This is a genomic window from Glycomyces dulcitolivorans, assembly GCF_003265355.1.
In the GTDB taxonomy this organism is placed as follows: domain Bacteria; phylum Actinomycetota; class Actinomycetes; order Mycobacteriales; family Micromonosporaceae; genus Glycomyces; species Glycomyces dulcitolivorans.
This window is the reverse complement of the sequence record NZ_QFRW01000301.1, coordinates 1-26,719: the sequence shown is the minus strand read 5'-3', so window position 1 is coordinate 26,719 and position 26,719 is coordinate 1. Positions and strand designations below refer to the sequence as shown.

Sequence of the window (26,719 nt, the reverse complement as noted above, 5' to 3'; positions counted from 1 at the left end):
GCTCGCCGCGGTCCCGGTCGCCGTAGCCGCCGCGGCCGCGGTCGTCGCCGCCCCGGAAGCCGCCTTCGCGGTTGCCGCGGTAGCCGCCCTGGCCGCCGCCGTCACGGCTGCCCTGGTAACCGCCACCGCGGTTCCCGTAGCTGCCGCCGCCTTCACGGTTGCCCTGGTACCCGCCCTGGCCGCCGCCTTCGCGGTTGCCCCGGTAGCCGCCACCGTCGCGGTTGCCCTGGTAGCCACCGCTGCGGTTGCCGTAGCTGCTGCCGCCTTCGCGGTTGCCCTGGTACCCGCCGCGGTCGCCGCCCTCGCGGTTCCCTCGGTAGCCGCCCTGGCCGCCGCCTTCGCGGTTGCCGCGGTACCCACCGCGGTCGCCGCCCTCGCGGTTGCCCCGGTAGCCGCCGCGGTTCCCGCCTTCACGGTTGCCGCGGTAGCCGCCCCGGTCGCCGCCGCCTTCGCGGTCGCGGCGCGGGCCGCGGTCGTCGCGGCGCTTGGACGGGCCTTCGATGATCTCGCGCTCGGCCTGCTCGCGCAGGCGGGTCGCCTCGGCGCGCAGGCCTTCGGCGTCCTCCTTCAGGCGCTCGATCTGGCGTTCGAGGCGCTTGACCTCGTCGTCGTGGCGCGTCGCCTGGTGCTCGGAGGACACCGCGCGCAGGTCGGTGAAGTTCCGGGCGCCCATGAGCTCGGTGAGCTCGGCGTCGAAGTTGTCGTTCACGTAGTGGCGCTTGGCGTCCACCCCGGCGCGCTCGATGAGGCTGAACATCGTGCGGTTCTGGTGCGGGAGCACCAGGGTCGCCACGTGGCCGGACTGCCCGGCGCGCGCGGTGCGGCCGGCGCGGTGCAGGTAGTCCTTGTGGGTCTTCGGCGGGTCGACGTGGAGGACCATGTCGACGCCGTCGACGTGGATGCCGCGGGCGGCCACGTCGGTGCACACGAGCGCGTCGAGGCGCCCGTTCTTGAAGCGGTCCAGGACCTTCGAGCGGTCGGCCTGGGTCATGCCGCCGTGGAGGCCCTCGGCGTTGACGCCCTGCTCGCGCAGCTCGTCGGCGATGCGGTCCACCGCGAGCTGGGTCCGCACGAACACCATCGTCAGGCCCGGGCGGGCGGCGACGGCGGCCGTCATGGTGGCCTTGTCGCGCGGCCCGATGAGCAGCAGGTGGTGGGTCATGGTGGTGACCGAGCCGGCCGACGGGTCGACCGAGTGGGTGACCGGGTCCGACAGGTACTTGCGGACGAGGACGTCGATCTCCTCTTCCAGCGTGGCCGAGAAGAGCATCCGCTGGCCGCCCTTGGGCAGCTGGTCGAACAGCTCCTCGACCTCGGGCAGGAAGCCCATGTCGGCCATCTGGTCGGCCTCGTCGAGGATCGCCAGCTCGATGTCTTCGAGCGAGCACTCGCCGCGGCGGATCAGGTCGCGCAGGCGGCCCGGGGTGGCGACGAGCATGTCGACCCCGGCGCGGAGCGCGTCGATCTGGCGGGAGAACGCGGTGCCGCCGCAGACGACCTTCATCTCGATGCCGACGGCGTCGCCGAAGGTCTGGAGGGACTCGGCGACCTGGATGGCCAGCTCGCGGGTCGGGGTCAGGATGATCGCGCGGGGGCGCTTGGCCCGGGTGCGGCCGCCCGCCGCGAGGCGGGCCAGGGTCGGCAGGCCGAAGGCCAGGGTCTTGCCCGAGCCGGTCTGGCCGCGGCCGAGGATGTCGCGTCCGGCCATGGCGTCCGGGATCGTCGCGGCCTGGATCGGGAAGGGCGTGATGATGCCCTGCTCGGCCAGCGCGGCGGTGATCTTCTCGGGGAGTCCGAGCTCGTCGAATCCGGGGCCCGCGGGCTCGGGGTCGATCTCGTCGACTTCGACGGTGAACTCCTCGACCTGGGCTTCGACGACGGCTTCGGCGGTGTCCGCCGGGGCCTCGTCGGGGGTCGCCTCGACGGCCGGAGCGGTCTCGCTCACGACGGCCTCGGGCAGGGAGGTTTCGGGGGTTTCGATGGTTTCGAGCGCCGTGCCGGATTCGCTGATGGCAGCATTGGGCACAGTTTGGTCAAGAGTCATGGTTCGCCTTCCGCGAGAACGACTTCGTAAACGACGCACGTTCCGCGGGATAAAAGTTTCACCATGAACCGACGGTGATGGGGCGGGACGCGCCTGATCGGGCCTCTGCAATGAAGAACTAGGGCCAGCTAAGAACAATAGCCGACCGTGAGAAGCGGTCGCCACTCTCACGGTCGGCTTGTGCCTGGAGACACCCTTTCGGGGTTTCGCTCAGGCGTCGAGCTTGCGCTGGAACTCGCCGCCGCCGTCGAGGATCTCGTACCCGAGGACGACGTTGATGCCGATCATCGGGGCGTTGACGTCGGCGTTGTCGGTCCAGATGGTCCGGACGGCCGGGTAGTTCTCCCGCACGAGGCGGAGGTTGAGGATCTTCAGGAGCGTGCCGAGGCGGTGGCCGCGGTGCTCGGGGTTGACGATGGTGATGCCCTGGAAGGCGTCGGTGTACTCCGGGTCGTCGTAGGCGAAGACCGCGGTGTTGGCGACGGCCTCGCCGGTGGCCTTGTCGACGGCGATGGTCTGGATCGGGATGACGCCCATGCGCTCGTTGCGGTCGGCCCTGGCGTTCTTCAGCTCCGCGTCGATGGTCTCCGGTCCGAGCTCCAGGTCGCCGAGGGGGACCTCGGCGAGGATCGTGGAGTCGAGGCGGGCCATGGTGTCGACGAGGTGCTCGGGCGTGCGCCCGACCCACGAGACGATCTCGTAGGCGTCGCCGGCGGCGGCCTGGGACTTCTCCAGGAGCTCCTGCTCGGCGGCGGCGTCGAGGGCGTCGACGGCGCAGCGGCGGTTGATCCAGGTGAGCGCGGACTGGAAGCCGTGCTTCTCGGCGAAGAGCTGGCCGGCCTTCGACCGCTCGATGCCGTCTTCCCAGGTGAGTCGGGTGTCCAGGGTGAGGGTGGTGCGGTCCTTGCCCCGGGCGTGCTCGATGAAGCGGTCCAGGAGCTCGGTGCCGACGCCCTGGCGGCGGTGGTCGGGGTGGACGTGGATGGTGGCCCAGCCGAAGTGCAGGTTCTCGCGGTTGGGGAACCCGGCCTCGGCGATGCCGACGACGACGCCGTCGCGGACGGCGATCAGCGTGGCCTCGTCCTCGCCCGGGGGCGGGTTGACCAGTCCGAGCGCGAACTTGCCCTTATGGGGCGCGGGGGCCTCCGGGGCGTCCGCAGCGTGGGACGCGCGCAGCACCTCGAACGCGCCGGAGACGAGGTCGCCGTCAGCGGGGTCGAGTTCAAAGATTTGCAGGTTGCTCATGTGCCCAGTCTGGAATGGGGGGTCGGGGCGGGGCAACCGAATTACGGAATCGGGGGCCGCGGACCGGGTCTCAGGACGTGAGCTTGCGCTGGTAGACGCTGAGGGCGTCGACCGCTTCGTAGCCGAGGGCGGTGTTGATGGCGATCATGTGGTCGTTGACGTCGGCGTTCTCGGTCCAGATCTCCTGCACGCGCGGGTAGCGCTCGCGCAGCTGGCGGAGGTTGGCGAGTTTGACGAGCATGCCGAGGCGGTGACCGCGGTGGGCGGGGTCGACGATCGTCATGCCCTGGGTCGCGTACTCGGCGGCCGGGTCCCGGTAGGCGTGGAGGTGGGTGTACGCCACGACCTCGCCGGTGGCGCGGTGGACCGCGGCGGTCTTGAGGGGGACCTCGTGGATCGCGGCGGCGGCGGCCTCTTTGGCGCGGGCGCGTTCGACGTCGACCTGCTCGGCTTCGAGTTCGATGTCGCCGGTGGGGACTTCGGTGCGGGTCATGGCGTCGAGCCGGCAGAGGGACTCGATGAGGTCGTCGGGGGCGGGCCCGGCCCAGGAGCGGACGGCGTAGTCGGCTTCGGAGGCGGCGAGGGCCTGGTCCCACAGGCGCCGTTCGGCGTCCTCGTCGAGGGCGTCGGTGCGGCTGCGGCGGTGGACGTTGACGAGCGCGAGGGTGTAGCCGTTGCGTTCCAGGAAGCGGGCGCCGGTCTCGGGCCTGCGGGGGCCGTCGCCCCAGGTGGTGAGGGTCCCGGCGGTGAGGTCGGTGCGACCGCGCGAGGAGGCGTACTCGGTGTAGTGGTCGATCAGCGTGGTGCCGATGCCGCGGCGGCGGTGGTCGGGGTGGACCATGAGCTCGGCCATGGCGAGGTGGGGGTTGTCGCCGACCATGAGCGCGATGCCGATGTAGCCGGCGAGCGCGCCGTCCTCGACGGCGGCGAAGTAGGCGATGTCCAGTCCGGGGCGCTCCTGGCGCAGCTCGGCGCGGAAGGTCTGCTCGACCGGGCGGCGGTTCTCGGGGGCGTCGGCGCTGAGGACGGCGTTCACGAGGGCGAGGATCTCGCCGACGGTGCGGTCGTCGGCGGGGTCCACGGGGATGATCTCCATGACCCGAGTATGGCGGGCGGCGTCCATCCGCGGGGTCCGCCGGATTCGGCGCCCCTGGGTGCGGGACCCAAGGGCGCCTTGGGGTCAGGCCTTCGGCTTGAGCTGGTACTCGGCGCCGGCGTCGACGGTCTCGTAGCCCATGAGCTCGTTGATGGCGATCATGGGGGCGTTGACGTCGGCGTTGTCGGTCCAGATCCACCGGGTGGTCGGGGAGTGCTCGCGGAGCCGGCGCAGGTTGGCGAGCTTGAGGAGCAGGCCGAGGCGGTGGCCGCGGTGCGCGGGGTCGACGATGGTGATGCCCTGGAGGCCGTTGACGTCGTCGCCGTCGTCGAGGGCGATCTCGGTCCAGGCGCGGACCTCGCCGGTGGCGCGCTCGACGGCGACGCTGTGGAGCCACACACGGCCCTCGGCGGCGTAGACGGCCTCCTTGGCGCGCAGCTTCTCCGGGGTCATCTGCTCCAGTTCGACCTCGATCTCGCCGAGGGGGATCTCGCCGTTGATCATGGTCTCCATGCGGCACATGGTGAGGACGAGGTCCTCGGGGGCGGCGCCGGTCCACTGGCGGACCTCGTAGGCATCGCCGGCCTTCGCGAGGGCCTCCTCGTAGCGGCGCTGCTCCTCCTCGGCTCCGAGCGGGTCGGTGGGGCTGCGGCGGTTGACGGTGGTCAGCGCGAGTTCGTAGCCGCGGGATTCGAGGAGGCGGGCGCGGGACTCGTCGCGCTCGGGGCCGCCCTCCCAGTAGACGGGGGTGGCGGTGAGGATGGTGGTGCGGCCGTGCTCGCGGCTGTAGGACTCCAGGTGGTCGAGCAGTCCGGTCTCGACGGCGCCGCCGCGGTGGTCGGGGTGGACGAACAGCTCGAACATGGCCAGTTCGAGGTTGTCGTCGGTGAAGAAGCCGACGCGGGTGTAGCCGAGCGCGGCCCCGTCGTCGCCGACGGCCGCGAACCAGTGGGGGTCGCGGCCGGGCATGACGTGGGTGAAGAGCGTCCGGAAGAAGCGCTCGGTGGTCTTGGGGTTCTCCGGGGTGTCGGCCTCTTGGGCCGCGGTGCGGATCGCGTACGCCTGGTCGATCAGATCGGCGTCGGCCGCGTTGAACTCGATGATTTTCACCGCCCCAGTGTGCAAGACGGGTACGACGGACTCAATCAGGTTTTCCGGATCGGCCGTTCGGTTGAGGATGGACGGCCGTTCGTAGGATGCGTGGCGGCTCGCGGTTTCCCGTCTTGCTAGATATCCACCCACACCCTCTACACGGAACGGAACCGATCGTGACCGGACCGACTGCCCCACCCGGGGCGCCGCAGACGCGGCAGGGCGAGTTCGAGGACTTCGTGAGGGCCAGGTCGGGGGCGCTGTGCGCCTCGGCCTACCTGCTCACCGGCGACCGCGGGCTCGCCGAGGACCTCGTGCAGGACGCCCTGGCGCGGACCTGGCGCTCCTGGAAGCGCCTCCACCAGACCGCGAACGCCGAGGCCTACACCAGGCGCATCATGTACCACCTGCACGTCTCGCGCTGGCGGCGCACGAAGGTCGCCGAGATCAGCACCGAGACCGTGCCCGAGCGGGCCGGCCGCGAGCCCGACACGGCCCTGCGACTGGCCGTCCACGCCGCACTGCTGTCGCTGCCGCCCACGCAGCGGGCCGCGATCGTGCTGCGCTACTTCGAGGACCAGACCGAGGTCGCCGCCGCGGCGATCCTCGACTGCCCGATCACCACCCTGCGGGCCCGCGTCCAGCGCGGCCTGCGCCGACTCCGCAACCGCTTCCCCGAGCTCGTGCTCGGCGACGCGGATGTCCAACTCGCCCAATGGGAGCGGGACCTCAACGCCGAGAAGGGAGAGCGCCGTGCCTGAGTCGATCCGCTCACTGCTGCACGACATCGCCGACGACGGTTCGCAGCCGTCCCGCGACCTCGCGGCCGGGGCCTACAAGCGGGCCCGCACCATCACCAGGCGGCGCTTCGCGATCGGCGCGGTCAGCGTCGTCACCGCGCTCGCGCTCGGCGGCGCCGGCACCGCCGGCCTCCTCGACCGCGACGACGAGGCCCTGCCGTCCCCGGCCGACCCGACCACCACCGCCGAGGGCGTCGAGACCACCGAGGAGGAGACCGACGAGGGCTCCGGCTGCGGGGTCCGCCCGCAGGACTGGGACGACCAGGGCTTCACGTTCCCGGCCCTGGACGACTCCGGGACCGAGCGGGACATGGAGGGCGAACTGCCGAACCCGATGAACTACCGGCTCGTCAACCAGGAGGACGGCGAGTCGACCTGGCGGCTGTACGAGGACGACAGGACCGAGGCGCTCGACATCGAGGGCGACTACGTGTACAACGTGGCCCCCGACGGGAACCGCGTGGCCGCGATCAACCGCGGCGACCTGTGCAGCGGCGCCTACATGGAGATCGGGTTCGACTCCAGCCAGGAGGCGATCCCGGTGCTCACCGTCGAGCCGGTCCACTGCCCGACGGTGTGGTCGCAGGACTCGGACAAGCTCCTGTTCACCGAGCCGACCGTCTACGAGGACGCCAAGACCTACGTGCTCAATGTCAGCACCGGCGAGCTCACCGTGCTCGCGGAGATGCAGGGCGACATGTTCTGCGCGGGCGAGTGGATGCCCGACAGCGAGCGCATCTGGTCGGGGAGCGACCTGATCTGGAACCTCGACGGGACCGTCGACCGGGAGCTGCCGGCGCTCGCCGACCTCGTGGCGAACCAGAACCTGCTCGGCGCGGGCATTTCGGCCGACGGCGGCGAGGCGTGCTTCGACGACCTCGGCGAAGCGGAGGGCGACTCGTCGGGCCGGTTCTGCGACGTCTACGTCGACACGGCGACCGGCGAGGAGCTGGACCTGCCGGTGGAGGGCGAGAACCGCCAGGTCGTGTTCCTCTACGACGGGACGATGCTGATCCTGTCCCACGCCGACGGGGTCGCGACGCAGTTCCTCGTCGACGCCGACGGGAACGTCGTCGACGAGCGCGAACTGCCCGCCGAACTCGGCGGGGACTCCCTGGAGCTGGTCACCTACTACAACTGGTGATCCCGGGGCCCGATCCCGGACACCACAGAAGCCGCTGTCCTTCGCAGTGAAGGGCAGCGGCTTCGCGCTTGTTGCCTACAGAGCGCGCAGGTTAGCGGCCTGCGGGCCCTTCTTGCCGGCTTCGATCTCGAACTCCACGCGCTGGTTCTCTTCCAGGGTCCGGTAGCCGTTCCCGGTGATCGCGGTGAAGTGGACGAAGATGTCCGGACCGTCGCCGTCAGGAGCGATGAAGCCGAAGCCCTTGTCCGCGTTGAACCATTTAACGGTGCCTTGCGCCATTACTGCATTTCCTTGCGATGTTGATGTTCAGGCCCGCCGGCCACCCGTTCCAGGGGGTTGAAGACCTAGTGGGGGGACGGCTAGGGCCTGAGGTGTGCCGCCATTACTGGCGCTTCACCACTTCGGCGAATATTGAACCGAAGTGGCCCCTGGACCCTACCGTATGCCTGCTTTTCTGCAATCCCTCAGCGTGAAACGTGCCTCATGTCCACAGCGTCGACCTGCATGAACACCGTTTCGCTGAGAGCTTCTATGGTCCATGTCACTCACGCCGCGGTGGACAGCGGCGCGTCGGGTCCGAGGTCCACCGTTTCGAACTGCGTCTTGTACAGCTCGGCGTAGATCCCGCCGCGAGACACGAGGTCGTCGTGGGTGCCGGACTCGGCGACGAGGCCGTCTTCGAGGACCACGATCTTGTCGGCCCGGCGCACCGTCGAGAGGCGGTGGGCGATGACGAGCGAGGTGCGGCCCTCCAGGGCGGAGTCGAGGGCGCGCTGGACGGCGGCCTCGGACTCGGAGTCGAGGTGGGCGGTGGCCTCGTCGAGGATGACGATCGGCGGGGCCTTGAGCAGGACCCGCGCGATGGCGAGGCGCTGCTTCTCGCCGCCGGAGAACCGGTAGCCGCGCTCGCCGACGACCGTGTCGAGCCCGGATTCGAGGCGGCGCACGGTGTCGCCGATCTGGGCCCGGTCGAGGGCCTCCCAGATCTCCTCGTCGGTGGACCCGGGCCGGGCGTAGGCGAGGTTCTCGCGGACGGTGTCGTGGAACAGGTGCGCGTCCTGGGTGACCATGCCGATGTGCGCCGACAGCGACTCGGCCTTGAGGTCGCGCACGTCGACGCCGCCGACCTCGACCGCACCGGAGGTCACGTCGTACAGGCGCGGCACGAGGCTCGCCATGGTGGTCTTGCCGGCGCCCGAGTGGCCGACGAGGGCCACCAGCTCGCCGGGGGCGACCGCGAAGGAGACGCCGCGGAGGATGTCGCGGCCGGAGTCGGAGCGGTCGGGGCGGGCCAGGTCCTCCAGGCTCGCGAGGGAGACCTGGTCGGCGCCCGGGTAGCGGAACTCGACGTCGCGGAAGCGCACGGAGGCGGCGCCGCCGGGGAGCTCGCGGGCGTCGGGCTTCTCCTCGATGAGCGGCTTGAGGTCGAGGACCTCGAAGACCCGCTGGAAGCTGACCAGGGCGCTCATGACGTCGACGCGGACGTTCGAAAGCGCCATCAGGGGCCCGTACATGCGGGTGAGCAGGAGCGCGAGGGTGACCACGGTGCCGGCGCTGAGCTGCCCGGCGAAGACGAGCGCGCCGCCGAGGCCGTAGGCGAGGGCCTGGGAGAGCCCGGCGACGAGGGTGAGCGCGACGATGAACGTGCGCGCGTACATCGCGGTGGTGATGCCGATGCCCCGCACGCGGTCGGCCTTGCCGGCGAACTCGCCGGACTCGGTGTCGGGGCGGCCGAAGAGCTTCACGAGCATCGCGCCGCCGACGTTGAACCGCTCGGCCATCTGGGTGTTCATGGCCGCGTTCAGGTCGAAGGACTCCTTGGTGAGCGCCGCGAGCTTCCGGCCGACCCACTTGGCCGGGATGATGAAGACCGGGACGAGGACCAGCGAGAGCAGGGTGATCTGCCAGGACTGGAAGAACATGACGCCGATGATGAGGGCGACGGCGATGCCGTTCGAGACGAGCCCGGAGAGGGTGCTCGTGAACGCCCGCTGGGCGCCCATGACGTCGTTGTTGAGCCGCGAGACCAGCGCGCCGGTCTGCGAGCGGGTGAAGAAGGCGACCGGCATGGACTGGACGTGGTCGAACACGGCCCGCCGCAGGTCGAAGATGATGCCCTCGCCGAGCTTCGCGCCGTACCAGCGCATGGCGAGATTGAGCAGGCCCTCGACGAGGGCGAGTCCGGCGATGATCGACGCGATCGTGACGACGCCGCGCTGGGTGCCGTTCGCGCCGGTGAGCTCGTTGACGATGTCGCCCGCGAGGACGGGCGTCGCGACGCCGATGGCCGCGATGAGCGTGACGAGCCCGATGAACAGGGCGATGTCGCGCCTATAGGGGTGCGCGAAGCGCAGGATGCGGCGTTTCACGCCGCGGCTGAGTGTGACGCCTTTGAGGTCGTCAGCGCGCCGCATGGAGCGCATGGCGTCCCAGCCGGCGGGTCCCATCGATGACACCGGGCCTCCCGTGTGCAGGTGCCCAAGTGCGTTCGTCGGCCGGAGCACGTCTGCAACTCGTGTCCGGTGGGGTCTTGGGCCGTTTCGTCGTTCGTATCCGCACGTGCAACGCCCGGCCGGGCCCCGGTTATTTCCGATCGCCCTTGCGGGCCCCTCCCCGGGTGCGGAAGTCGACGCCCGCTTCGGCCAGCAGGCGGTGCACGAAACCGTACGATCGACCTATCGCGGAGGCGATGTCCCGGATGCTGCGGCCCTGGTCATAGGCGGTGGTCACGCGCTCGGTGAGTTCGCGCCGCTCGTCGCCGCGGACCTGCCGGTTCGGATCGGTCTTCGCGGCGCCCGCTTCGTCGGCGGCGCCGCCTGTGGGTGGATTGGATTCGGGGGTCATGAGTCCTTTCCCAGACACGGAGGGTGATGAAGGTGTGTTGTGAAGTTTGCCGGAGTTCTGACGCTCGGCGGATGTTTCTGTCGGATACCCGATAGTTTCGTGGAGTGACCGCTCCGCAGCCCTCGTTCACCGAACGGGTCGACGCCCTCGCCCCGGCGCGGCAGCGCCAGGTGCGCGCACGCGATCTCGGGATCTGGTTGTGCCTCACCGTGATGGTGCTGACCTTGGCGTCGGTGGCGGTCTCGACCTCCGATGTGGTCGGTCCGGCGACGCTGCCGTGGTGGCCCGCGCAGAACCTCTCGCTCCGGGTGACCCCGGGCATGGTCGCCGCGCCGTTCGCGGCCGCGGCGGTTCTCGTCGTCGCTTCGCGCCCGGCGGCGGCGCGGATGTCATGGCATGCGCTGCTGGTGCTCTCGTACCTGGCGTCGATCGCGTGGTCGGCCGCACTGCACACCAATGTGGACTCCACGATGACGTCGACCTCGACGGCCGGGGCGCGCAGCGCGGTGGCACTGCTGGTGTCCTACACCGGTTCCGAAGCGGGCCTTGCGATCACGGTGATCGCCCTGTCGTGCCTGACGGTGCCGCTGACGCTGGTCGCGGTCAAGTCGGTGTCGGGGCCGGTGGCGGCCCGCGGCATCGCGCCCGTGCTCATCCTGGGGCCGTGGGCGGCCTGGGCGACGCTCGGCGTCGACGGGATCGCCGCGGCCGCGTGCGCCGCGGTCCTCGCGTGCGGCGCGGTGGTCTCCGAGCGGCACGTCAAGGGCTCCGACGCGTTCTGGGGCGCGGCCGCCGCGGGCGGACTGCTCGGCATCGCCGCGCTCCTGTCGTACGGCGCGGCCTGGTTCGCGGTCTCGCTGCTGTGCGTGTACTTCGCGCGGCGCCGGCCGGTGCAGATCCTGGTGTCGGCGGGCGCGATGCTCGCGGTGCTGGCGGTGGCGGCCTGGTTCGGGTCCTCGTGGCCGTACGGCCTGGTGGACACCTACAACGCAGCGATCGGCGAGATCGCCGCGCACCCGGGGCAGCTGTGGTGGGTCGCGCTCCTGCCCGCGCTCGTGGCCGTCGCGTGCGGCCCGGCGGTCGTGGAGAGCCTGCGCCGATTCAGGACCAGCTCCGCGTGGCCGCTCATGGCGGGCCCGCTCCTGGCGCTCATGATCGCGCCGCTCAGCGGCGCGAACCCCGAGCACCCCGAGTACGGGTGGATCGCCCTGTGCCCGTGGCTGGTCGTGGGCGCGACGGCGCTCGCGGACCGGCGGCGCTCAGTGAGGGCACCGGTCATCAGCGCCGCCGCGGGCGCCTGCGCGGCGATCGTGCTGATGTACTCGGGTTAGGCGAGTTCGACGAGTTCCATCAGGTCGTCGGACCAGAGGTCCTCGTCGCCGTCGGGGAGCAGGATCGCGCGCTCGGGGCGGAGGGCCTCGACCGCGCCCGGGTCGTGGGTGACCATGACGATCGCGCCGGTGAAGCCGTCGACGGCGTCGAGCACCTGCTGGCGGCTGGCCGGGTCGAGGTTGTTCGTGGGCTCGTCGAGCAGCAGCACGTTCGCGCCCGAGGAGACGAGGCTCGCCAGCGCGAGACGGGTCTTCTCGCCGCCGGAGAGGACGTGCACGGGCTTGTGGACGTCGTCGCCGGGGAACAGGAACGCGCCGAGGATCTTGCGCAGGTCCGCGTCGGGCAGGTCGGCGCCGTTGGCCGAGGCCGCGGACTGCATCTGCTCCAGGACGGTGCCGGTGTGGTCGAGCGTGTCGTGCTCCTGCGCGAAGTAGCCGATGCGCAGGCCGTAGCCGGGTTCGACGGCGCCGGTGTCGGGTTCGAGGGTCCCGGCGAGCATGCGCAGGAGCGTGGTCTTGCCGGCGCCGTTGAGGCCGAGGATGACGACGCGGGAGCCGCGGTCGATGGCGAGGTCGACGCCGGTGAAGATCTCCAGCGAGCCGTAGGACTTGGACAGGCCGGAGGCGGTCAGCGGGACCTTGCCGCAGGGGGCGGGCTGCGGGAGGCGCACGTCGGCGACCTTCTCCTGCACCAGGTCCTCTTCGAGGTTGTCGAGCATCTCCTCGGCGCGGCGGATCATGCCCTTGGCGGCCTTGGCCTTGGTGGCCTTGGCGCCGAGCTTGGCGGCCTGCCTGGTGAGGGTGGCGGCCTTCTTCTCGGCGTTGGCCCGCTCGCGGCGGCGGCGCTCGGCGTCCTCGGAGCGCTGGCGCAGGTAGGCCTTCCAGCCGAGGTTGTAGACGTCGATGACCGAGCGGGTCGGGTCGAGGAACCACACGGTGTTGACCACTTCGTCGAGGAGTTCGACGTCGTGGGTGATGAGGACGAGGCCGCCCTTGTGGCCGGCGAGGAAGCCGCGGAGCCAGTTGATGGAGTCGGCGTCGAGGTGGTTGGTGGGCTCGTCGAGGAGGAGGATGCCGTCGCCGTCGTCGGAGAAGAGGATGCGGGCGAGTTCGACGCGGCGGCGCTGGCCGCCGGAGAGGGTCTCCAGGGGCTGGGCGAGGATGCGGTCTTCGAGGCCGAGCTTGGAGCAGATGCGGGCGGCCTCGGACTCGGCCTGGTAGCCGCCGCGGGCGGAGAACTGCTCTTCGAGGCGGGAGTAGCGGCGCACGAGCTTGTCGCGCTGGGCGTCGTCGGCGACTTCGGCGAGCTCGATCTGGACCTTGGCGAGGTCGGACAGGAGCTGGTCGAGGCCGCGGGCGGAGAGGACGCGGTTGCTCGCGGTCTGGGTGAGGTCGGCGAAGCGCGGGTCCTGCGGGAGGTAGCCGAAGGGGCCGTTGTTCTCGATCTTCCCCGTGTAGGGCTGGGTGAGGCCCGCGAGGACGTTCATGGTGGTGGTCTTGCCGGCGCCGTTGCGCCCCACGAGTCCGATCCTGTCACCGGGCTGGACCCGCAGATCGGCCCCGGACAGGAGGATGCGCGAACCGGCGCGCAGCTCGAGACCGGTGGCGGTGATCATGGGGCACTCCTCAGGAAGATGGCGGACCGACTTGGTCGCAGACCTTCCAAGTTTAGTGGGAGTCGTGGGTCACGGGCCTACCGATATAAGCGAAGACACCATTTGCGAGGGAGTGTTCACGTTCCGTGAGGAGCCTCCTCCTTTCGGAGGAGGTGCGGCCGCCCCCGGGTGCCGACCTCGGCCACAAGGGGACCAGTTCGGACGTAGTTTCGCTGGTAGAGACGGGTTTGTCCGGATTGGATCGGGTAGGTTTCCCGATCCTATGGGCAAGCACGATGACACCTGCGAGAACGCAGGACGCGAACTGACCAGCCGCCGACTCCGCGCCGTGATCCGGCGCCGCCGCATCCGTCGCGAACGTCACACCTGGCGTTTCGTGAGCGGGGGCCTGGCGGCCGCCATCATCACCGGTTGGGTGGTGTCGGCCCTCTCGGGGCAGGCCGCCGCTCAGGCCGCGGACGCCGAAGTGGACATGGAGGCGACGATCGTCCAGGCCGACTGGAAGGTCGACGAGGTCCTGGCCGGCATGGCGACCGAGTACGCCGCGGAGCAGGCCGCCGCCGAAGCCGCTGCGGCCCAGGCCGCCGCGGAGGCGCAGGCCGCTGCTGAGGCTGAGGCGCAGGCGAAGGCCGAGGCGGAAGCCGCTGCGGCGGCGGAGGCCGAGGCGGCCGCGAACCCGTGGACGCTCCCGTCCACGGCGTCGATCACCTCGTACTACGGGATGCGCAACGGCTCCCTGCACGGCGGCACGGACTTCGGCAACAACGAGGGCGACGAGATCGTCTCCGTGGGCGCCGGGACCGTCACGTACGTCGGCTACGAGGCCGGCGGCTACGGGAACGTGGTCTACATCGACCACGGGGACGGCGTCGAGACGCGCTACGCGCACGCCTCCGAGGTCCTGGTCGAGGTCGGCCAGGAGGTCGAGGAGGGCGAGGCCGTGATCCTCGCGGGCACGACCGGCAACTCGACCGGCCCGCACCTGCACTTCGAGGTGCTGCTGGACGGCGAGAAGGTCGACTCCCTGGCCTGGCTTCAGGAGCAGGGGCTCGACGTGGGCTGACGCCCGCACAGACCGCACTCTCCTTAAGGAGGACGGCGGCCCGGGGAACACGGCGAAGCTTGCGAGCCGTGCATGTGTACGGTCCTCCCCGGGCCGCCGTTCTGCGTTGCGTCCCTTAGCGAATGGTCAGCTGCGGTTCGACCAGGGTGGAGTCGGGGACGTCGAGGCCGTCGAGCTTGCGCATGAGGTGGCGCACGGCGGTCTCGGCGAGCGTCTCGGCCGGGACGAGGACCGAGGGCAGCTGCGGGTGGACCCGCTCGGCGACCTCGTCGGGGCCGATGACGACCACGTGGAAGTCCTCCCCCACGCGCTTGCCGGCGTCGGCGAGGGCGTGCATGACGTGGCCGACCGCCGGTTCGTTGTGGACGGCGAGGCCGTTCAGGTCCGGGTTGGCGGCCAGGAGCTCCTTCACGGTGCGCTGCACCGAGACCGGGTCGTCGGGGCACGGCTGCACGGTCGCGGGCCCGGAGCGGCCGAGGAAGCCCTCCCGCACGCGCTCGGCGAAGCCGGTGCGGCGGGCGTAGACCGCCTCGGAGGCCCCGAGGAGGGCGATGTCGCCGCAGCCGCGCTCGCGCAGGTACTCCGCGCAGGCCCGGCCCGCGGCGGTGAAGTCGAGGTCCACGCACGTGAGGCCCTCGGCGTCGGCCGGGAATCCGATGAGGACGCTCGGGAGTCCCAAGCGCCGCAAGGTCTCCACGCGCGGGTCGCGGACCTCCACGTCCATGAGGATGAGGCCGTCCACGATCGCCGAGGCGGCCACGCGGGCCAGGCCCGCGGGTCCCTCGTCGGCGGTCATGAGCAGCACGTCCTGGTCGTGGCGGCGGGCCTCGGTGACCGCGCCCGAGGCGAACTGCATGAGCACCGGCAGGTGCATGCCGTCGCGCAGCGGGAGCATCATCGCGATGACCCCGGCCCGCCGGGACGCGAGCGACCGCGCCCCAGCGTGCGGGTGGTAGCCGAGGTCGGCGACGGCCTGCATGACGCGGTCGGCGGTCTCCGGGGAGATCGACCGCTTCCCGCTCAGGACGTAGGAGACGGTGCTGGCGGCGACCCCGGCGCGGGCGGCCACGTCGGCGATGGTGACGCCGCGGCCAGGGCCGGCCATTAGGACTCCCCGCCGAAGGTCAAGGACGCCAGGCGGACCGGGCCGGACTCGAACGTCACGTACAGGTCCTTGACGCCCGCGGCGCCGCCGAAGTCGACGGTGACGTCCGCGTAGTCGTAGACGCCCGCGGTCATCGGCGTGTCGATCTTGGCGAGCACGTCGCCGTCGAGCGGGTCGTCCACGCGCAGTTGGAGTTGCGAGGCGTGGCCCGAGACGCGTGCGGTCACGGTGGTGTAGCCGGGCCTGAAGTCGCAGTCCCCCAGCATGATCCAGCCGCCCGCCTCCTCGGCGGCGATGACGTCGCCGGAGGCGCGGGTCTCGTCGCGCCACAGCACGCCCGCGTAGGCGTCGTTCGCGGTGGCGGCCAAGGGCTTCGACAGGTCGCGCGGACCGACGACCTCGCCGTCGACGCGGACCGAGGCCGACAGGACGATGTTCGTCGCCGAGCGCCCGACCATGAGGCGCTGGCGGCTCTTCTCGACGATCATCCGGTCGGTGACGTTGTCCCAGTGCGCCAGGTCGTCCACGGCCACACGGAACTCGACCGTGGCGGTCTCGCCCGCGGCGAGGCGGACCTTGTCGAAGCCGCGGAGCTGGCGCAGCGGCTGCTTGACGCGCGAGCCGCACTGGTGCGAGTACAGCTGGACCACTTCGACGCCGTCGCGGTCGGAGGCGTTGGTGACGTCCACGGTGACCTTGAGGTCGTCGCCGGGCCGGGCCTGCTCGCGGTCGACCTTGAGGTTCGCGTACGTGAAGTCCGCGTAGGACAGGCCGTGCCCGAACGGGAAGAGCGGCTGGCCGAGGTAGTAGAGGTAGGTCGCGTCGGAGGCCACGATGTCGTAGTCGAGCATCGCGGGCAGCTCGGCCGCGTCGGTGTACCAGGTCTGCGGCAGGCGCCCCTCGGCGTCGCGGTCGCCGAAGAGGACGTCGGCGAGCGCGCTGCCCCACTCCTGGCCGCCGTGGCCGGACCACACCACCGCGGGCAGCTCCTTGGCGGCCCAGTTCGCGGCGAACGGGTAGGAGGCGGACATGACCAGAATGGTATTCGGGTTGGCCGCGTACAGGTCGCGCAGGAGCCATTCCTGGGCGTCGGGGAGGCGCAGGTCCTTGCGGTCCTCGGTCTCGCGGCCGTTGACGAGCGGGTGGTCGCCGAGGACGGCGACGACGACGTCGGCCTCGCGGGCGAGGTCGGCGGCGACGGTGCGGGCCTTGACGACGAACTCGAAGTCGAACTCGGCGGCGCGGGCCTGGTCGGCGGCGAGGACGATCCGGGCGCCCTCGATCGCGAACCACTTGCCCGACTCGGCGGTCTCGTCCTTGCGGACCTGCTGGATCGCGACCTTGCCGCCCTCGACCTCGACGATCCTGAAGGTCTCGTGGACGTCGAACTCGTGGGGGCCGACCGAGTCGGCGCCGACCGTCCCGTCGAGCCGCCCGTCCACGAACTTCCCGGTGGCGACGTTGCGGGCGGTGTAGGACCAGCCGCCCCAGTCGAACAGGTCGTACTGGGCCGCGGCGCCGGTCGTGTCGGTCAGGGCCAGGCCGACGCCGTCCTCGACGGCGGTGACGTACCCGGTCTTGTGGCGCAGGCGGATGCGGTCGACGCCCTCGCTGTAGAGGACCTCGGCGCGCTCGCCGATCGCGGCCTTCGCGGTGACGGCGTACGGGAGGGTCCCGGAGTACCAGTCCTGCATCTGGACGTCGGCGAGCGGGCCGATCACGGCGATCTTCTTGGGGGCCTTGAGCGGCAGGATGCCGTCGTTCTTGAGGAGGGTGATCGACTGGGTCGCGGCCTCGCGGGCGAGCGCCTGGTGCTCGGGCGAGTTCACCGACTCGGATCCGATGTGCGCGTACGGGTCCTCGGGGTCGAACTCGCCGAGGCCGAAGCGCACGTTGAGGTTGCGGCGGACGGCGGTGTCGATGTCGGATTCGTCGAGCAGGCCGCGGTCGAGCGCGGTGACGACGTGGGCGAGGACGCCCTCGGCGCGGTCGTCGTCCTGGGTGAAGGAGTCGAGGCCGGCCTTGACGGCCGCGGCGTACGCGGTCGGGAGGTCCTCGAAGTAGCCCTGGAGCTCGGCGAGGTTGTTGGGCGCGTAGGCGTCCGAGACGATGAAGACCTCGTCCGTGGTCCAGGTGCGCAGCTCGGTGTTGACCAGCGGCGTCACGTGCGCGGGGCGGCCGTTGACGAGGTTGTACGAGAGCATGACCGCGACCGCGTCGCCGCTCGCCAGTGCCGGGCGGTGGGCGGCGAACTCGTATTCGCGCAGGACGCGGGGCGGCATGTTCGAGGAGGACGTGCAGCGGTCGACCTCGTTGCCGTAGGCGAGGAAGTGCTTCACGGTGGGCGCGGTCTTCCACACGGAGCCGTTGTCGCCCTTGAGGCCGCGCGCGTAGGCGGCGCCCATGATCCCGGTCGCCCAGGCATCCTCGGAGTAGCCCTCCTCGTTGCGGCCCCAGCGGGGGTCGCGCAGCGGGTTGACGGTGGGGGCCCACACGTTGCGGCCGACCTTGACGGGGTCGTCGTGGTTGAAGGCGAGGACCTCGTCGGCGACGGCCGCGCCGACCTGCTCGACCAGCTCGGGGTTCCAGGTGGCGCCGAGGGCGACGACCTGCGGGAAGACCGTGGCCTCGCCGAGCCAGGCGAGCCCGTGGAGGGCTTCGGTCCCGGTCTTGAACGGGCCCATGCCGAGTCGCTCGACCGGCCGGTGGTACTGGTGCAGCAGGCCGATCTTCTCGTCGAGGGTGAGGCGCGCGAGGAGGTCGGCGACGCGCTCGGCTCGGGGGAGGTCGGGGTCGCGGAAGGCGGGACGCGGTTCGGTCATGAGGGTCTTCCTTGCTTGGACGTCGCTGTCACTGGCTGTGTCTTGCGTCATCGAAGCGCTTCGAAGATCGGGAGTTCTCCCTGGCGGCGGGCCTTCAGTGAAGAACCTTCGTCGAAGCGCTTCGATTGAGGAATGCAAGATTTGTACACCCGGGCGCGCCCGCAGGTCAAGGCTCGCGGGGCGGCGCAGTGTGTGCGAATGGTGGTTTTCGTCCGTTTCCGCCGGTGTCTACCTGCGGAAACGAACGTGGTAACAGTTCTGAAACAACCGGCGGACCGGATCGGAGATCCTATGGGAAACAGGATCTCCGATCAGCGGCCGAGCGGGGTGGGCATGAGCCCGGCGTCGATGTCGTTCAGGATGCCGGTGGCGGCACCGAGAGCCGGGGCCTCGTGTCCGAGCGCGGAGACGACGACCTCGGCCCCGCCCGCGCCGGAGGCGTGGGTGCGGGCGGCGAGCTCGGTCTCGGCCGCGGGGCCGATCCACGTGCTCAGCGCCTGGTAGTGGCCGCCGAGGACGACCGCCTCGGGGTTGAGCAGGTCCACGGCCAGCGCGATGCCGGCGCCGAGGGAGCGGCCGATGCGCTCCAGGGCCTCGACGACGCGCGGTTCGCCGGCGCGGGCGCGGGTGACGACGTCCTCGACCTCCGCCTCCACCTCCGTCCCGGCGATGTCGTCCGATTCGGACAGTTCGTTGAGGACGGCGCGGATGCCGGCGAAGTCCTCGACGCGGCCGATCCGGCCGTCGACCTCGATGAGGAGGTTGCCGATCTCGCCCGCGAATCCGGTTGCGCCCCTGCGGAGTTCGCCGTCGATGATGAGGCCGGCGCCGAGTCCGATCTCGCCGGTCAGGTAGATCATGTTGGACACTCCGGCCCAGGACCCGAAGCGCTGCTCGGCGACGGCGCCGAGGTTGGCGTCGTTGTCGGCGGTCACGGCGTACTTGGGGTCGCGCATGGCCTGGCGCAGGCGCCCGGTGAGGTCGAAGTTCGTCCAGCCGAGCATCGGGGCGCGCTGGACGACGCCCTCGTTGTCGATCATGCCGGGGACGGCCACGGCGAGGCCGAGGATCTGGCGCCCTTCGGAGTCCATGCGGTCGACCGCGCGCTTGGCGAGGCCGGCGAGCGCGGAGACGGACTTGCCGGGGGTGGAGTTCGCGCCGTCGTGGGCGCGGCGCCAGGACAGGAGGCGGTTGCCGGCGAGGTCGACGGCCACGAGGGTCATGTAGTCGACGTTCACTTCGACGCCGAGGGAGGCGTAGTAGCCGGTGTCGACGGACAGGAGGACCGCGGGGCGGCCGATGTTGCCGATGACCGAGCCGGACTCGCGCAGGACGCGGCGCTCGATGAGCTCGGCGACGAGCGAGGAGACCGTGGCCTTGTTCAGGCCGGTCTTGGCGGCGAGGTCGGCGCGCGAGCACCGGCCCTCGGCCCTGACCTGGCGCAGCACGAAGCCGAGGTTGTTGGCCCGCACATCGGTGAAGTCGGCCCGCTTGGCGCGGCCGGGCTCCTCTTCGGCCTCGCCCGGGCCGGCGGACTTCGCCGCTATGCGCATCGCCATGTTCTCCTCCTGTTGCGAGCTGTTGGCCCGTCTGCTCCGACTCCGGCACTGGTGTTCTGGGGCATTGTCACGGATGGCGACAAACGGTCGTCGGGCAGTCCCTGACAGTGGTCTATGTGCACGTTCAACTACAAGGCCCGTTCCCGAATCGTGATCAATCCGCGCCCGTTTCGCCTGACCCCCCGCTTGTGGGCCCTGCCACCGTGCGCTACTTTAGTTTATCGAATAGCCGAACTAATTACCGGCTTACCCCCTCGCAGATCAGTCAGACCGAAAGGACAGCAACGTGGCTACTCCCTCAGACGGGTCGAACATCCGACGCCGGTCCCTGTTCAAGGCCGCCGGCATCGGCGCCGCCGGGATCGCGGGCCTGCCCGTCATCGCCGCTTGCAGTGACATCGAATCCGGCGGCGGCTCCACGCAGTCGACCGAGGGCTTCGACTTCCTTCCCACGCACAAGGAGTACGAGCTCCCGGCCCAGCCCGACCTGGTCGGCGAGCCCCCGAACCACCCCTCCGGGTTCACCTCCTACCCCGAGCCCGTGGACGGCGTCGAGACCGCCGAGGCCGCCTCGACCGAGTTCGAGATCACCGTCCCGATGTGGGGCACGCCCCCGTCCGCGGACGACCCGTACTTCACCGCCATCCAGGAGGCCTGGGGCGGCACCAAGGTGACCCTCCGCCACGCCGACGGCAACACGTTCGCGCAGACCTCGGTCCAGTGGCTCCAGGCCAACGAGTACGGCGACGCCATCAACATGTTCGGCTGGATGACCGACTCCCACCCGAACTTCCAGGAGACGGTGGTCAACACCTTCTACGACCTGACCGACATCGTCAAGGGCGACATCGCCGACCGCTGGCCCCTCCTCGCCGGCGAGCCGACCGACTCGTGGGGCCAGTCGGTGTGGTCCACCGACCCCGCCGACCCCGAGACCGCCCGCGTCTTCGGCGTCCCGCAGAACAAGTCCATGGGCCCGGGCAACGGCATGTTCGTCCGCACCGACCTGCTCGCCGACGCCGGGCTGTCCATGCCGACCACGGTCGAGGAGGTCCTCGAAGTCGCCCGCCAGTGGACCGACAACGCCGCCGGCAAGTGGGCCTTCCTGGCCCAGGACTACGTCACCCCCGAGTGGTTCGGCCTCGCGTCCAGCCCCGGCTGGGCCTACATCGACGGCAAGCTCGTCCACAACTGCGAGCGCCCCGAGTACACCAAGTGGCTGGAGTTCCGCCGCACCTGCTGGGACGAGGGCCTCATCCACCCCGACACCCCGACCGGGACGCTCGACGGCCACGCCCTGCACATCGCCGGGACCATCCTCATGTCGCAGGACGGCATCTCCTGGTGGGCCGACTACACCAACAAGGTGCTGTCGGGCGAGGCCGTCGGCGCGGTGGCCCCGATCGGCGCGATCGGCTTCGAGGGCGCCGAGCCCATCCGCTACGTCAACAAGGCCGTCGACGGCTGGACCTTCTTCAACAAGGACCTCTCCGAGGACCAGGTCAAGGAGCTCCTCGACCTCATGAACTTCTGCTCGGCGCCCTACGGCACCAAGGAGTACGAGCTCATCAACTACGGCGTCGAGGGCACCCACTTCGCCTACGGCGAGGACGGCCTGCCCGTCTTCAACGAGGCCGGCACCGCCGCGGTCGGCGCGGCCGTCAGCTACAAGTGCATGTCGGGCCAGGTGCAGACGTTCCTGACCGGCAACCCCGACGTGGTCCAGGCCCGGTTCGAGTACAACGCCTCGGTGAAGGACTTCGCCGAGACCGACATCTTCGCGGGCCTGCGCGTCGAGGGCCCGGCGGACTACAAGACCGCCGCGCAGACGCTCATCGACCAGCAGAACGACATCTGCTACGGCCGCGCCGAGCTGTCGTCCATCCCGGACATGGTCGAGACGTTCCTGAGCTCCGGCGGCGAGGCCGCCCGCGAGCACTTCACCAACGCCTACAACCAGGCGCAGGGCAACTAGCACCTCCGGCCGGGCGGCCGGGTTCCCGCCGCCCGGCCCACCCCCACCTCCGTTGACCGCACCGGTACCCACTGACTGGAACACACACGCGATGGCAGCAATCCAGACCTCATCGCCCCCGGCCGCGAGCCGGGCCGCGGCCCGCCCGATCGTCAAACGCAAGCGAACCGTGGGGCAGCGGCTGCGCCACGACTGGCCGCTGCTGCTGATGACCGTCCCCGCGCTGGCGCAGCTGGCGCTGTTCTTCTACTGGCCCTCGTCCTGGAACATCATCGCGTTCATGGACTACAGCCCCTACCGGTCGTTCTGGGAGAACCCGTTCGTGGGCTTCGCCTGGTTCGAGCGGCTGTTCGCCGACCCGTACTTCGTGCCGGCGCTGCTGAACACGCTGAAGTACTCGTTCGCGAACCTGCTGTTCCTGTTCCCGCTGTCGATCGCCCTGGCGCTGCTGATGCACAGCGTGGTCTCGACCAAGCTGCGCAGCGTCTTCCAGTCGATCGTGTACCTGCCGTACTTCTTCTCCTGGGTCCTGGTCGTCACCATCTTCGTGCAGGTCCTCGGCGCCGACGGCATGGTCAGCAACTGGCTGATCGGCTTCGGCGGCGACCGGCTCGACATCATGTCCGACCCGAGCACGTTCACGTTCCTGGCCTGGCTGCAGTGGGCGTGGAAGGACGCCGGCTGGGGCATGATCATCTTCCTGGCGGCGCTCGCGTCGATCAACCCGAGCCTGTACGAGGCCGCGGCGGTCGACGGGGCGAGCCGCTGGAGGCGCATGTGGCACATCACCCTCCCGGGCATCCGGCCGGTGATCGTGCTCCTGCTGATCCTCCACATCGGCAACATCCTCAGCGTCGGCTTCGAGCAGTACCAGCTGCAGCGCGAGGCCGTCGGCTACCAGACCACCGAGGTCCTCGACACCTTCGTCTACTACCGCGCGATCCAGACCGCGCAGTACTCGTTCGGCACCGCGGCGGGCCTGTTCAAGGGCGTGATCGGGCTGGTCCTGATCCTCGTGGCCAACAAGGTCGCCCACCGCCTCGGAGAGCAAGGGATCTACCAGAAGTCATGACCGCCACCGCCGTGCGCGCCAAGCCCGCGCGAAAGAGCCAGCGCCCCGCCTGGGACGAGGAGCCGTCGTTCCTCGGCAAGCTCGTCAAGGCCGCGTTCCTCGTCTGCTACGCCGCCGCGATCGTCCTGCCGATCTGGGCGGTCGTGGCGACCAGCCTCGCCAGCGAGGACGCGCTCCAGGAGGCCGGCGGCAACCTGCTGCTGATCCCCACCGAGCTGAGCCTCCAGGCGTACCGGGAGATCCTCTCCGGCGGGGCCCTCACCGACTCGCTGCTGCTGACCCTCGCCCTGACCGCGGGGGGCACGCTCCTGAGCATGGTGCTCACCATCGGCGCGGCGTACGGGCTCTCGCGGCCCGGCTCGCTGCTGCACCGGCCGGTGCTCATGCTGGTGCTGTTCACGTTCCTGTTCGGGCCGGGCATGTTCCCCAGCTACCTGGTGGTGCAGCAGCTGGGCCTGCTCGACACGTACTGGTCGCTGATCCTGCCGTCGGCGCTGAACGCGTTCAACCTGATCGTGCTGCGCTCGTTCTTCATGACGAGCGTGCCGGGCGAGCTGATCGACGCGGCGAAGATGGACGGCGCCGGGGAGTTCCGGATCCTGTTCAAGGTGGTGCTGCCGATGTCGAAGGCGATCCTCGCCGTCATCGCGCTGTTCTACGCGGTCGGGTACTGGAACATCTACTTCCAGGCGGTGCTGTACACGCCGGGCCTGGAGACCCAGCCGATCCAGGTGGTGCTCCAGCGGATGCTCATGTCGACGCAGGGCATGCCTGGGGCCGACATCGGCCAGTACCAGTCGGCCGAGGCCGCCCCGACGGCCGCTTTGAAGATGGCCGTGGTCGTGTGCACGATCGTGCCGATCGTGATCATGTACCCGTTCATCCAGAAGCACTTCACGAAGGCGATCATCACCGGCGCCATCAAGGGCTAGGCACGCTGCTCACGGGCCGTCTCCGCTTCGCGGGGGCGGCCCTTTCGCGTGCGGCGGACCCCGCCGAACGGCTACCGGCAAGCGCTCGCTCCCCCGCCGATCGGCCCCCGCCGAAAGTCCGGGTTCTGCGGCCGTGACCTGCGGATTGATAGACTCCCGACTGCCGCAAACGGCTCTCCCTACGCCGGAAATCGGGTGTCGCATGCATCGACGGTTCAGCGTCTTCGGTCGGAAGTCGGTCACGGGGGCCGTCGCCGCGCTCGCGGTCGCCGCGCTCGCGGTCGGTCTCCTCGCCGCGGTGCCCGAACGGGAGGGGCGCATACAGTTCGCCCCGGCGCCGAGCCCGGAGGACGCCGCCTCCGAGGCGGCCGACCCCGAGACGGCGGCCGCGGACTTCGTCGCCGGGGCCGGGCTGGCCGGCGAGTTCTCGTTCGTGCTCTACGACTCGGCCGAGGACCGGTACCTCCTCAGCTACCGCCCCGACGACGTCCACTACAGCATGTCGGTCGCCAAGGTCCTCATCGCCGTCGGCGCGCTCCGCCGCGGCGCCGACCCGGCCCGCGTGGCCGAGATGATCTCCAGGAGCGACGATCCGATCGCCAACGAGCTGTGGGGCGTCGTGCAGGGCCCGGTCGTCGTCGAGGAGCTGGCGAAGGAGATGGGGCTGGAGCACACCGTGCCGTCGCCCGAATGGGGGCGCTGGGGCGACGTGCTCGTCTCCGCCTCGGACATCGTGCGGATGTACGAGTTCGTACTCGCCGAGCTGCCCGAGGACGAGCGGGCCGTCATCGTCGACGCGATGGCGGCGACCACGGCGACCGGGTCCGACGGCTACGACCAGACCTTCGGGATCCCCGCCGCCGCGGACGGCCTCGACTGGGCGGTCAAGCAGGGCTGGGGCTGCTGCAAGCCCGACCGGTTCCTGGTCTCGACCGGGACCGTCGGGGCCGACCACCGCTACATCGCGGCGGTCTTCGGCGCCTGGGACGAGGACCTGACCGGCGAGGAGGAGTCCGCCCGGGAGATGACCGCCGTGGCGGGGTTCCTCGTTGCCGCGATCCCGGAGCCGGCCTGACCGGGGCGGCCCTTTCACGCGCGCGCGGGGTGGTGAAAGCGCAGTGAAAGGAGGGTGAAAGGCAAGGGCGCCAAGCTGGCCCCACACCCACCGAACACTGGAAAGGCGCCTCTCATGAAGTACGCGATCGAAGTCCGGGGGCTGGTGAAGTCCTTCGGCGAGGTCCGCGCCCTCGACGGCGTGGACCTCGGCGCGGCCCCCGGCACGGTCCTGGGGCTGCTCGGGCCCAACGGGGCCGGGAAGACCACGGCCGTGCGGGTCCTGTCGACGCTCACGCTCCCCGACGCCGGGACGGCGCGGGTCCTCGGGCTCGACGTCGTCGCCGACGCGGCGAAGGTGCGGGAGCGGCTGAGCCTCACCGGCCAGTACGCCGGGCTCGACGAGGGGCTCACCGGCGAGCAGAACCTCGTCCTCATCGCCCGGCTCCTCGGGGCCTCACGCTCGCAGGCGAAGGCCCGCGCGCACGAGCTCATCGAGCGGTTCGACCTGGCGCAGGCCGCGTCCCGGGCCGCGGGCGGCTACTCCGGCGGGATGCGCCGGCGCCTCGACCTGGCCGCGTCGATCGTGCGCCGCCCCGAGGTCCTCGTCCTCGACGAGCCGACGACCGGGCTCGACCCGAACAGCCGCACCGGGTTGTGGGAGGTCGTGCGCGAACTCGTCGCCGAGGGCACCACGGTCCTGCTGACGACGCAGTACCTGGAGGAGGCCGACCAGCTCGCCGACTCCATCGCGGTCATCGACAAGGGCCGGGTCATCGCGTCGGGGACGCCTTCGCAGCTCAAGCAGGCCGTCGGCGGCCTGGTGCTGCGGATGCGACCGGCCCGGCCCGAGGCCCTGGAGCAGCTCGCGGAACTGGCGAACTGGTCCGTGGGGGCCGCGCCGCGCATCGAGAACGACCAGGTGGCCGTCCCGGTCGCGCACCCGGGCGAGGCGACCGCGGTCATGGCCCGGGTCGTGCAGGCCGGGGCCGACCTGGCCGCGTTCGGACTCCACGAGCCGACCCTCGACGAGGTGTTCCTGACGCTCACCGGCCACAGGACCGAGGAGAAGGAAGAGGTGTCCGCATGACCACCACGCTGGGCACTCAAACGACGTGGACCACCACGCGCGGCCCGCTCGCGCAGGCCGCCTCGATGACCGCGCGGTCGCTGGTGTCCGTGCGGAACCAGCCCGCGCAGCTGGTGGACTTCATCATGATCCCGATGATGATCCTGCTGTCCATCACGTTCTTCATGGGCGGGCAGATGATGGGGACCTGGCAGGCGTTCCTCGACTATGCGGGGCCGACGCTCATCGCCATGGGCCTGTTCTTCGCGGTCGTCTCGACCGGGCTCAGCCTGTTCGCCGACCTGAAGTCCGGGGTGTTCGACCGGCTCACGGCGATGCCGGTGTCGCGGTTCGCGCTCCTGGCCGGGCGGGTCGCCGCCGACATGGTCAAGCACCTGTGGGCGCTGCTCATCGTCGGTGCCGTCGCGTTCGCGATCGGGTACCGCGCCGACGGCGGCGCGCTCGGGGTCGCGGCCACGGCCGTGGTCGTGGTGCTGTTCCTGTCGGCCTGCTCGTGGTCGATGGTCCTGGTCGGGCTGACCGCGAAGTCGGAGGAGCAGATCCAGACCTGGATGGTCAGCCTGCTCATGCCGCTGGCGTACACCTCGACGATGTTCGTGGAGATCGAGACGCTGCCCGGGCCGGTCCAGTGGTGGGCGCGGGTCAACCCGCTCACCGCGCTCGCCGACACCATGCGGGTGCTCCTCGCGGGAGAGACGCCGGGAAGCGAGACGCTCGCGCTCCTCGGCTGGTGCGCCGCGATTCTCGCGGTGTTCGTGCCGCTGTCGCTGCGGGCCTACCGCAGGCGGCTCACCAGCTGAACCGGGAGACGGGTCCGGGCCGGAGGCGATCCGCCT

The 26,719-nt window shown here is 70.6% G+C and carries 21 protein-coding genes; 10 read left to right on the top strand and 11 right to left on the bottom strand.

Annotation, left to right across the window (positions count from 1 at the left end; translation table 11 throughout):
* From DI269_RS20900 to DI269_RS20885, 4 genes are all read right to left on the bottom strand, one after another.
* Positions 1-2,044: DEAD/DEAH box helicase (locus tag DI269_RS20900; RefSeq protein ID WP_112139422.1), on the bottom strand; the 2,044-nt coding region annotated here is incomplete at its 3' end.
* Positions 2,045-2,254: 210 nt separating this feature from the next.
* On the bottom strand, positions 2,255-3,289 hold the full coding sequence (locus DI269_RS20895; protein WP_112139418.1) for a GNAT family N-acetyltransferase: 1,035 nt from the start codon (positions 3,287-3,289) through the stop codon (positions 2,255-2,257).
* Between the two features lie 70 nt (positions 3,290-3,359).
* A complete protein-coding gene (locus DI269_RS20890) occupies positions 3,360-4,385 on the bottom strand; it encodes a GNAT family N-acetyltransferase (protein ID WP_198667602.1) in 1,026 nt (341 codons plus the stop codon).
* 84 nt (positions 4,386-4,469) lie between these two features.
* Positions 4,470-5,495 (bottom strand): GNAT family N-acetyltransferase, encoded by a 1,026-nt coding sequence (locus DI269_RS20885; protein WP_112139414.1) that lies wholly within the window; start codon positions 5,493-5,495, stop codon positions 4,470-4,472.
* Positions 5,496-5,653: 158 nt separating this feature from the next.
* Between DI269_RS20885 and DI269_RS20880 the strand changes: the two genes are divergently transcribed.
* Together DI269_RS20880 and DI269_RS20875 are read left to right on the top strand one after the other, a co-directional pair.
* Positions 5,654-6,238 (top strand): SigE family RNA polymerase sigma factor, encoded by a 585-nt coding sequence (locus DI269_RS20880; protein ID WP_232822843.1) that lies wholly within the window; start codon positions 5,654-5,656, stop codon positions 6,236-6,238.
* Positions 6,231-7,421, top strand: a complete 1,191-nt coding sequence (locus tag DI269_RS20875) for a hypothetical protein (protein ID WP_112139410.1) — start codon at positions 6,231-6,233, stop codon at positions 7,419-7,421. Before DI269_RS20880 ends, DI269_RS20875 begins: the two co-directional genes overlap by 8 nt.
* 75 nt (positions 7,422-7,496) lie before the next feature.
* Here DI269_RS20875 and DI269_RS20870 read toward each other — a convergent pair whose 3' ends face one another.
* The 3 genes from DI269_RS20870 to DI269_RS20860 form a co-directional block, all read right to left on the bottom strand.
* A complete protein-coding gene (locus tag DI269_RS20870; protein ID WP_106364496.1) occupies positions 7,497-7,700 on the bottom strand; it encodes a cold-shock protein in 204 nt (67 codons plus the stop codon).
* A gap of 266 nt (positions 7,701-7,966) precedes the next feature.
* Positions 7,967-9,895, bottom strand: coding sequence for an ABC transporter ATP-binding protein (locus DI269_RS20865; protein ID WP_408612319.1), 1,929 nt, complete (start codon positions 9,893-9,895; stop codon positions 7,967-7,969).
* Between the two features lie 109 nt (positions 9,896-10,004).
* Positions 10,005-10,265: a helix-turn-helix domain-containing protein gene (locus DI269_RS20860; protein WP_112139406.1), complete on the bottom strand. Its 261-nt coding sequence runs from the start codon at positions 10,263-10,265 to the stop codon at positions 10,005-10,007.
* 104 nt (positions 10,266-10,369) lie between these two features.
* Here DI269_RS20860 and DI269_RS20855 point away from each other — a divergent pair, with 104 nt between their 5' ends.
* Positions 10,370-11,596 carry a hypothetical protein gene (locus DI269_RS20855; protein ID WP_112139404.1) on the top strand — a complete coding sequence of 409 codons (1,227 nt, stop codon included), beginning with the start codon at positions 10,370-10,372 and terminating at the stop codon, positions 11,594-11,596.
* Here the strand turns inward: DI269_RS20855 and DI269_RS20850 are convergent.
* Positions 11,593-13,212, bottom strand: a complete 1,620-nt coding sequence (locus tag DI269_RS20850) for an ABC-F family ATP-binding cassette domain-containing protein (protein WP_112139402.1) — start codon at positions 13,210-13,212, stop codon at positions 11,593-11,595. The genes DI269_RS20855 and DI269_RS20850 overlap by 4 nt on opposite strands.
* Before the next feature lie 262 nt (positions 13,213-13,474).
* On the opposite strand from DI269_RS20850, the gene DI269_RS20845 reads away from it, so the two are divergent.
* Entirely contained in the window at positions 13,475-14,275 is an 801-nt protein-coding gene (locus DI269_RS20845) for a M23 family metallopeptidase (RefSeq protein WP_112139400.1), read from the top strand.
* A gap of 115 nt (positions 14,276-14,390) precedes the next feature.
* Here DI269_RS20845 and DI269_RS20840 read toward each other — a convergent pair whose 3' ends face one another.
* The 3 genes from DI269_RS20840 to DI269_RS20830 all read right to left on the bottom strand — a co-directional run bounded on the left by DI269_RS20840 (position 14,391) and on the right by DI269_RS20830 (position 19,761).
* Positions 14,391-15,380 carry a LacI family DNA-binding transcriptional regulator gene (locus DI269_RS20840; protein WP_112139398.1) on the bottom strand — a complete coding sequence of 330 codons (990 nt, stop codon included), beginning with the start codon at positions 15,378-15,380 and terminating at the stop codon, positions 14,391-14,393.
* Entirely contained in the window at positions 15,380-18,202 is a 2,823-nt protein-coding gene (locus DI269_RS20835; protein WP_112139396.1) for a glycoside hydrolase family 3 C-terminal domain-containing protein, read from the bottom strand. The genes DI269_RS20840 and DI269_RS20835 overlap by 1 nt, the downstream gene beginning before the upstream one ends.
* 311 nt (positions 18,203-18,513) lie before the next feature.
* On the bottom strand, positions 18,514-19,761 hold the full coding sequence (locus DI269_RS20830) for an ROK family transcriptional regulator (protein ID WP_198667601.1): 1,248 nt from the start codon (positions 19,759-19,761) through the stop codon (positions 18,514-18,516).
* A gap of 286 nt (positions 19,762-20,047) precedes the next feature.
* On the opposite strand from DI269_RS20830, the gene DI269_RS20825 reads away from it, so the two are divergent.
* From DI269_RS20825 to DI269_RS20800, 6 genes are all read left to right on the top strand, one after another.
* Positions 20,048-21,736, top strand: a complete 1,689-nt coding sequence (locus DI269_RS20825; RefSeq protein ID WP_112139394.1) for a type 2 periplasmic-binding domain-containing protein — start codon at positions 20,048-20,050, stop codon at positions 21,734-21,736.
* A 91-nt stretch (positions 21,737-21,827) separates the two neighbouring features.
* Complete coding sequence (locus DI269_RS20820; protein ID WP_112139392.1) at positions 21,828-22,808, top strand: ABC transporter permease; 981 nt, start codon at positions 21,828-21,830, stop codon at positions 22,806-22,808.
* Complete coding sequence (locus tag DI269_RS20815) at positions 22,805-23,740, top strand: carbohydrate ABC transporter permease (RefSeq protein ID WP_112139391.1); 936 nt, start codon at positions 22,805-22,807, stop codon at positions 23,738-23,740. The genes DI269_RS20820 and DI269_RS20815 overlap by 4 nt, the downstream gene beginning before the upstream one ends.
* A gap of 202 nt (positions 23,741-23,942) precedes the next feature.
* Positions 23,943-24,815: a serine hydrolase gene (locus tag DI269_RS27270; RefSeq protein WP_157975129.1), complete on the top strand. Its 873-nt coding sequence runs from the start codon at positions 23,943-23,945 to the stop codon at positions 24,813-24,815.
* A gap of 114 nt (positions 24,816-24,929) precedes the next feature.
* Positions 24,930-25,883, top strand: coding sequence for an ATP-binding cassette domain-containing protein (locus DI269_RS20805; protein WP_112139389.1), 954 nt, complete (start codon positions 24,930-24,932; stop codon positions 25,881-25,883).
* Positions 25,880-26,683, top strand: coding sequence for an ABC transporter permease (locus DI269_RS20800; RefSeq protein WP_112139387.1), 804 nt, complete (start codon positions 25,880-25,882; stop codon positions 26,681-26,683). The genes DI269_RS20805 and DI269_RS20800 overlap by 4 nt, the downstream gene beginning before the upstream one ends.
* Positions 26,684-26,719: the final 36 nt, after the last annotated feature.

Bases quoted from the DNA above. Each gene is read 5' to 3' on its own strand.
- DI269_RS20895 (WP_112139418.1), bottom strand. From the start codon at position 3,289: ATGAGCAACCTGCAAATCTTTGAACTCGACCCCGCTGACGGCGACCTC.
- DI269_RS20890 (WP_198667602.1), bottom strand. From the start codon at position 4,385: ATGGAGATCATCCCCGTGGACCCCGCCGACGACCGCACCGTCGGCGAG.
- DI269_RS20870 (WP_106364496.1), bottom strand. From the start codon at position 7,700: ATGGCGCAAGGCACCGTTAAATGGTTCAACGCGGACAAGGGCTTCGGC.
- DI269_RS20860 (WP_112139406.1), bottom strand. From the start codon at position 10,265: ATGACCCCCGAATCCAATCCACCCACAGGCGGCGCCGCCGACGAAGCG.
- DI269_RS20850 (WP_112139402.1), bottom strand. From the start codon at position 13,212: ATGATCACCGCCACCGGTCTCGAGCTGCGCGCCGGTTCGCGCATCCTC.
- DI269_RS20845 (WP_112139400.1), top strand. From the start codon at position 13,475: ATGGGCAAGCACGATGACACCTGCGAGAACGCAGGACGCGAACTGACC.
- DI269_RS20840 (WP_112139398.1), bottom strand. From the start codon at position 15,380: ATGGCCGGCCCTGGCCGCGGCGTCACCATCGCCGACGTGGCCGCCCGC.
- DI269_RS20835 (WP_112139396.1), bottom strand. From the start codon at position 18,202: ATGACCGAACCGCGTCCCGCCTTCCGCGACCCCGACCTCCCCCGAGCC.
- DI269_RS20830 (WP_198667601.1), bottom strand. From the start codon at position 19,761: ATGGCGATGCGCATAGCGGCGAAGTCCGCCGGCCCGGGCGAGGCCGAA.
- DI269_RS20820 (WP_112139392.1), top strand. From the start codon at position 21,828: ATGGCAGCAATCCAGACCTCATCGCCCCCGGCCGCGAGCCGGGCCGCG.
- DI269_RS20815 (WP_112139391.1), top strand. From the start codon at position 22,805: ATGACCGCCACCGCCGTGCGCGCCAAGCCCGCGCGAAAGAGCCAGCGC.
- DI269_RS27270 (WP_157975129.1), top strand. From the start codon at position 23,943: ATGCATCGACGGTTCAGCGTCTTCGGTCGGAAGTCGGTCACGGGGGCC.
- DI269_RS20805 (WP_112139389.1), top strand. From the start codon at position 24,930: ATGAAGTACGCGATCGAAGTCCGGGGGCTGGTGAAGTCCTTCGGCGAG.
- DI269_RS20800 (WP_112139387.1), top strand. From the start codon at position 25,880: ATGACCACCACGCTGGGCACTCAAACGACGTGGACCACCACGCGCGGC.